The organism is Brevundimonas sp. UBA5866 (assembly GCF_002432125.1).
Taxonomy (GTDB): domain Bacteria; phylum Pseudomonadota; class Alphaproteobacteria; order Caulobacterales; family Caulobacteraceae; genus Brevundimonas.
Genome location: NZ_DJFS01000073.1, coordinates 251 through 5,467, shown reverse-complemented (window position 1 = coordinate 5,467; position 5,217 = coordinate 251). Strand labels below are relative to the sequence as shown.

The window sequence follows — 5,217 nt, the reverse complement described above, 5'->3', positions numbered from 1 at the left end:
TCGCGCCCCAGATGTCACCCGTCACACCGCCGCCCTAAACGCCGCCGCCACAGCCTCGGCCGCCGCTTTCGGCTCCACCGCTGCCAGCGCCAAACCGTCCGCCAACTCAACCTCGCCGCCGCCCCGCAGCAAGGCCACCAGCACCACCATCAGATCCCCCGCCGACATTCGCGCCACACGCTGCGCCAGCGCCTCCATGCCAACCACACCCAGCCCCGCCTCCATCTCCGCCAGTGCCCCCAGCGTCAGACAAAGCCTGCGCCTCGCCCCCGCCAGTTCGACCGCGACCTCACCCCTCACCGCATTGATCACAGCGCCGAAAACTCCACCGCACCCGCACTGGCCAGCGACAGGGCAAAACTCGCCTCGCCCTCATGCTCGCCCGCGTATTCCAGCGCGCTCACCAGAAACGGCCCCTCCAGCACACCAAAGTCCGGCACCACCAACTGCCAACGCTTGGCCGACTGCTCAAAGAAGGCCTCGCGGATCAGCGCATCCGACGCCGCATCCCGGAAAATCCCCTGCCCGCTCACCGCCGCCGACTTCACGCCCGCCCCCGCCAACAGCTCACGCCAGCGTCCCGAGCTATCGCCATCGGTCACATCCACCGTCTTGGCATTCAGCGAAATCGTCCGCGCCCTCAGGCCCGCTACCGTCACAAAAGCCCCGCCGCTGCCCGCAATCTTCAGCAGCATGTCACGCCCGCTCTGCACCGCCATCTATCCCTCCATCACCGCTCGAAGACGCAAAACCCCATAGGCCCCGCGCCCGTCAGCACCTGCAAAAACCTCGGTCCCGCGCACCCGCACGACACCCGTCACGCCGCCCTCCGACACCGCCAGTCCGTCCAGCCCATCACGCACCGCCGCCACCACGGCCCGCGCCTCTTCCTGTCCGGCAAAACGGCTCACCACGCTCAGCGACAGCGACACCTCCGCCCCGCCGCCCTCGGCCTTCAACGGCACCTCAACGCCCCGCCCCACCAGCAGATAGGGCGCAACCGCCCCCTTCGGCGGCGCATCAAACACCCTGACCGGATCACCCAGCAGAGCCTGCACACCTGCATCTGCTACCAACGCCGACACCACCGCCTTCACCAGACCCCCCGCGACATCGCTCATCGCACCCGCTCCAGTTCCAGCATCATCCGGCCCGCCTTCAGCGTCTGGTCCACGACCAAGACCTTCCAGTCCGCCCCCGAAAACCTCAGGCGCAAACCCTCCTCCAGCCTCGGATCGGCCCGCGCCTCGGCCTTCATGGTTTCCAACACGACCACAGCCCCCGCCTCGCCTTTTTCAGCACGACGCCGCGCCCCCGCCTTCAGCCAGACCTGCCCCATCGCCTCATGGAAAACCGCCCGACCGCCCTGCGCCGTCACCGTCTCCACAGGCCGGAAAACACCCGCCAGCACCTTCATCATCTTTGCTTTCGTTCGTCGCTGATCCGCCTCACAGACGCACCACGCGATAAGGCGCAATCCACGCCTCGATCGGCGCTACATCCATCGCCGCCTCCCCGCGCTCATAGGCCCTCAGCACCAGCATCAGCACCGCCAGCCGCAACGGCGCGGGCGAGGTCGAAGTCAGGCTCAACCCCACCTCCCCCTCCACCCGCGCCTTGGCCGCATCGATTAGAGTCTGGATCAACCCATCCTCCGCCCCATGCTCCACCCTCAAAAACACCCTGGCCTCCGCCAGCGTCACCACGGCTGCCATATCGCCCCTTTCCTGTTTTCCTTCTCCCTATGGGAGAAGGTGGCCCGAAGGGCCGGATGAGGGTCCCCCCTCAAAAACCACCCACAACGACAAAAGGCGGCCCACACGGACCGCCCTTTGTCATCGCTTTACGCTTAGCCGCGCTCGTCGGCCCTCACGGGGCCTCCCGACGCGGCCTCCTGCCTCCGGCGGGCGCCCTCAAGCAGCAAACGCCCGCGGCGTTTGCGCTAGGGCACTTTATGAAGCCGCAAACTTCATCACCTTGATCGCATCAAAGTTCTGCACGCCGCCGCCCACACGCTTGGTCGTATAGAACAGCACATACGGCTTGGCCGTGAACGGATCACGCAGCACACGCACCCCCGCACGATCAACAATCAGATACCCGCGCTGGAAGTCACCGAACGCTATCGACAGACTGTTCGCCGAAATATCCGGCATGGTCTCGATCTCGGTCACCGGATAGCCCATCACCGACGAAACCTCGCCCAGACGCTGCGCCGGCTGCCAGACATAGTTGCCGTCCGCATCCTTCAACTTACGCACAGCCGACAGCGTCTTGCGGTTCATCACAAAACGCCCGTTGGCGCGGTACTGGGCCTTGGGCGCATAGATCAGATCGATCAGCTTATCCACAGGGGCCGAGCTGGCAAAACCCGACGCACCACCACTGGCCACAAAGCCGATCTTGCCCCAGACATGCGCGCTGTCGGCCACCGTGTCATAGGCCAGAAAGCCCTTGGGCTTGTTGACGCCATTACCCGTCACAAAGGCCGTGGTTTCCTGCGCGGCAAAGGCATCCTCGACCTCGCCCGCCAGCCACTCGTCCAGATCGACCAAGGCGTCATCCAGCAGGGCCTGCGTCGCCGCCGGATTGGCGTAAAGGTCCGCCGCCGGAAACTCCAGCAGTGCCAGCGTCGCCGGATCCGTCTCCGGACGTGCATCCGTCTCGGCCACCCAACCCGCAGCCACACCCGCCGTCGAGACCGGCTTCTTGAACACACCACTGGCCACCGTGCGCACAGACGCAATCTCGCGCATCGGCGACACGGCCAGCAGACGGCGCTCGATCGCACGCTCCGTCTCCGGCGGCACGACATAGCCACCCGACGACGCCCCCGACGACAGACCCGCCTTCACCTCAAGGCCAGCCACCGAGCCCGTCTTCAGATAGCCATCAAACGCCGCCTTGGCCTCCGGCGCCGAGGCCACAAACTCACCGCCCTCCCCCAAGACAGGACGACGCGCCTCGCTCGCCAGACGATCCAGACGCGCCTGCGCCGCGGCCACAGCCTGATCGATACGCGCGACCTTCTCCTCCAGCAGCGCATCGGAGGCTGCTTTCTTCTCGATCTGCGCCATACGCTCGTCATTGGCATCCTTGAACGCCTCAAACGCCACCATCATTTCGCGCACGACTTCGCGCGCCTCGGGCGAACCCGACACGGTCTTGATCTCTTTCATCTTTTCTCCTTAAAACCCGCGCTATGCGGATACTTTTGCGCTTATGTTGAGCGCTTCGAGGCCACGCACCACCATCCCGGCAGCATCCTGGCGTCGAGAACTTCTGCGCCCCGCCGCGTAGCTTCTTTGGACCAGTGCTATTTTATGTTGGTACACAAGACTAATTCTTCTTCTTGTACCGATAGTTATTGCGACAGTTTAGATTGAAACTCGATATCCAGAGGTATCCCTCGCGGGCAGGTTTCTTAAGCGCTCGTCGCCATCCCGCCCTGGCCGCTAAAACCACTGCCCTATTTGCGTATCGATGGTATGCAAATAGTATGTCCATCATGGACAGCGCCTCCCCCAAACCACGCCAGTACCACCGCCTCAACTGGCCCAACCTAGTCCTTCAGCCAATTTGGCAAGGTTTGGTGCTCATATTCGGCTTTGGTCTTTATCTCGTTTGGGCAAAAGAACCGTCTGTGGCATTGCTCGGCTTCTTTTGCGCCATGCTGCTTCTGCACAATCCCAAATACGCGCTCACCGCACGTCACACGCCCAATCCACCTCAGTCCGGTAACCGTAACCCTCTTCAGCTCGCCACGTCCGGCACCCTGAACGACATCAACCGCGAGCCACTCCCCCTCCTGCCCGAGTTTTCGACCATTCCGCCCCGGTTCCAGGCTCTTATCCGCATCCTCGGCCGCCCCCTACCCTATCCAAGGCTCGGCGCGATCCTTCGGATAACCGACAGATTTCTCGTAGTTTTGGTATTTGTGCTCATTCTGCCGTTGCAGGTCTGGCTCGTCTTCTCGCAGTCCGCCGCCGTGATCACCTACAGCTTCATTGCCGGCTTCATACTGACCACAATCGTCCTTATCCGCCGCCAATACCGCCGCCTCTACGATGCCTATCGTATTGGCGAAGAGCCTTCAGCGCCCGAATCCTTGCCCCGGCTTTCATAGCGACAAACGAAAATCATCCGTTCCATAAGCCCCCAAGTTTCTTGGCTGGGTGGCTCACCGTATCGCTCCTGAAGTCAGCCATGCGGCGATCGACATCCTGTCGCGCTCCATCGCCTTGCGCACGTAACCGGCTCGAACGTCCCCCGATCCAGCACCCGAATACGCCGCCTTCCTCATAGAACGCCTTGTCGCATCGGGCATTTCCCATCGGCAAACCGTGCTCAAAGCCATCACCAAGTAGGTCTTGCGGTCGGCCAAACAACCGATAGTCTCGTTACTTTCATAACAGGACTTCCGTCGTCACCATGAGCCAAGCCGAAAAGAAGCCCTTCTCCACCCCGATCCGCGTCCGCTGGAGCGAGGCCGACCCACAGGGCGTTGTGTTCAACGGCAACTACCTCGTCTATGCCGACGCCGCTGGCACAGAATACTTCCGTCACCTCGGCGTCCTCGGCTCCGACATCGAAGACTTCTTCCAGCTCTACGTCGTCGACGCCCACCTCAGCTTCAAAGCCCCCGCCCGCGCGGACGACCTCCTCACCTGCACGGTCCAGCCCACCCGCATCGGCACCTCCAGCTTCACCCTGTCGGTCACCGTCCGCCGCGACACCACAGAGCTGACCGAAATCACCCTAACCTACGTCCGCGCCATCAACGGCAAATCAGCCCCCTTAAGCGATACCTTCCGCGCCCTTCTGGCTTAGCTCCCGCCTCGACTAGTTCCGCTTCGCCACCCTCAGCCGCGCGCCCGGACACGCCGGAAACGTCACCACCGACACCTCCCACAGCCCGACCCCGCTCAAAACCCGCAAGCGCCCGCTCTTGCGCGCCCGCGCCGTGCGGAACCCGATGGACAGGCCGTCCACCGCGCCCGCCTTGCACACTGCCTTGGCCATCCGCGCATCCGCTGACCAGTCCCCGATAAAGCCCTCGACGAACAGTCCCCGCTCGTCCTCGGTCATCCGCTCCCAGCGCCCGATCACGGCGCGCCCGTCATGCTGCCACAGCATGCGAACGCCCTCGGCTCCGGTCCGTGCCAAGCTGTCCGCAAAGGCTCCACGATGCACCACATCACCGTTCAGGTCCGCCAC

Annotated in this window: 9 protein-coding genes; 2 read left to right on the top strand and 7 right to left on the bottom strand. The window is 63.5% G+C overall.

Annotation, left to right across the window (positions count from 1 at the left end):
- Positions 1–21 precede the first annotated feature (21 nt).
- The 6 genes from B3H86_RS08915 to B3H86_RS08890 form a co-directional block, all read right to left on the bottom strand.
- Entirely contained in the window at positions 22–300 is a 279-nt protein-coding gene (locus B3H86_RS08915; protein WP_292053083.1) for a GTA-gp10 family protein, read from the bottom strand.
- An 8-nt stretch (positions 301–308) separates the two neighbouring features.
- Positions 309–719: a phage major tail protein, TP901-1 family gene (locus tag B3H86_RS08910; RefSeq protein WP_292053082.1), complete on the bottom strand. Its 411-nt coding sequence runs from the start codon at positions 717–719 to the stop codon at positions 309–311.
- Positions 720–1,121, bottom strand: coding sequence for a DUF3168 domain-containing protein (locus B3H86_RS08905; RefSeq protein ID WP_292053080.1), 402 nt, complete (start codon positions 1,119–1,121; stop codon positions 720–722). It abuts the gene before it with no gap.
- On the bottom strand, positions 1,118–1,420 hold the full coding sequence (locus B3H86_RS08900) for a phage head-tail adapter protein (protein WP_292053078.1): 303 nt from the start codon (positions 1,418–1,420) through the stop codon (positions 1,118–1,120). The genes B3H86_RS08905 and B3H86_RS08900 overlap by 4 nt, the downstream gene beginning before the upstream one ends.
- A 28-nt stretch (positions 1,421–1,448) precedes the next feature.
- Positions 1,449–1,715 (bottom strand): head-tail connector protein, encoded by a 267-nt coding sequence (locus tag B3H86_RS08895; RefSeq protein ID WP_292053076.1) that lies wholly within the window; start codon positions 1,713–1,715, stop codon positions 1,449–1,451.
- Positions 1,716–1,952: 237 nt separating this feature from the next.
- Complete coding sequence (locus tag B3H86_RS08890) at positions 1,953–3,179, bottom strand: phage major capsid protein (protein WP_292053074.1); 1,227 nt, start codon at positions 3,177–3,179, stop codon at positions 1,953–1,955.
- A gap of 320 nt (positions 3,180–3,499) precedes the next feature.
- Here B3H86_RS08890 and B3H86_RS08885 point away from each other — a divergent pair, with 320 nt between their 5' ends.
- Both B3H86_RS08885 and B3H86_RS08880 read left to right on the top strand, forming a co-directional pair.
- A complete protein-coding gene (locus B3H86_RS08885; RefSeq protein ID WP_292053072.1) occupies positions 3,500–4,126 on the top strand; it encodes a hypothetical protein in 627 nt (208 codons plus the stop codon).
- A gap of 305 nt (positions 4,127–4,431) precedes the next feature.
- The gene (locus tag B3H86_RS08880) at positions 4,432–4,830 is read left to right on the top strand and encodes an acyl-CoA thioesterase (RefSeq protein ID WP_292053070.1); all 399 of its coding nucleotides are present in this window, start codon (positions 4,432–4,434) and stop codon (positions 4,828–4,830) included.
- Between the two features lie 12 nt (positions 4,831–4,842).
- On the opposite strand, the gene B3H86_RS08875 is transcribed toward B3H86_RS08880, so the two are convergent.
- Positions 4,843–5,217 (bottom strand): HK97 family phage prohead protease (locus B3H86_RS08875; protein WP_349679852.1); only part of this gene is annotated, 375 nt, incomplete at its 5' end.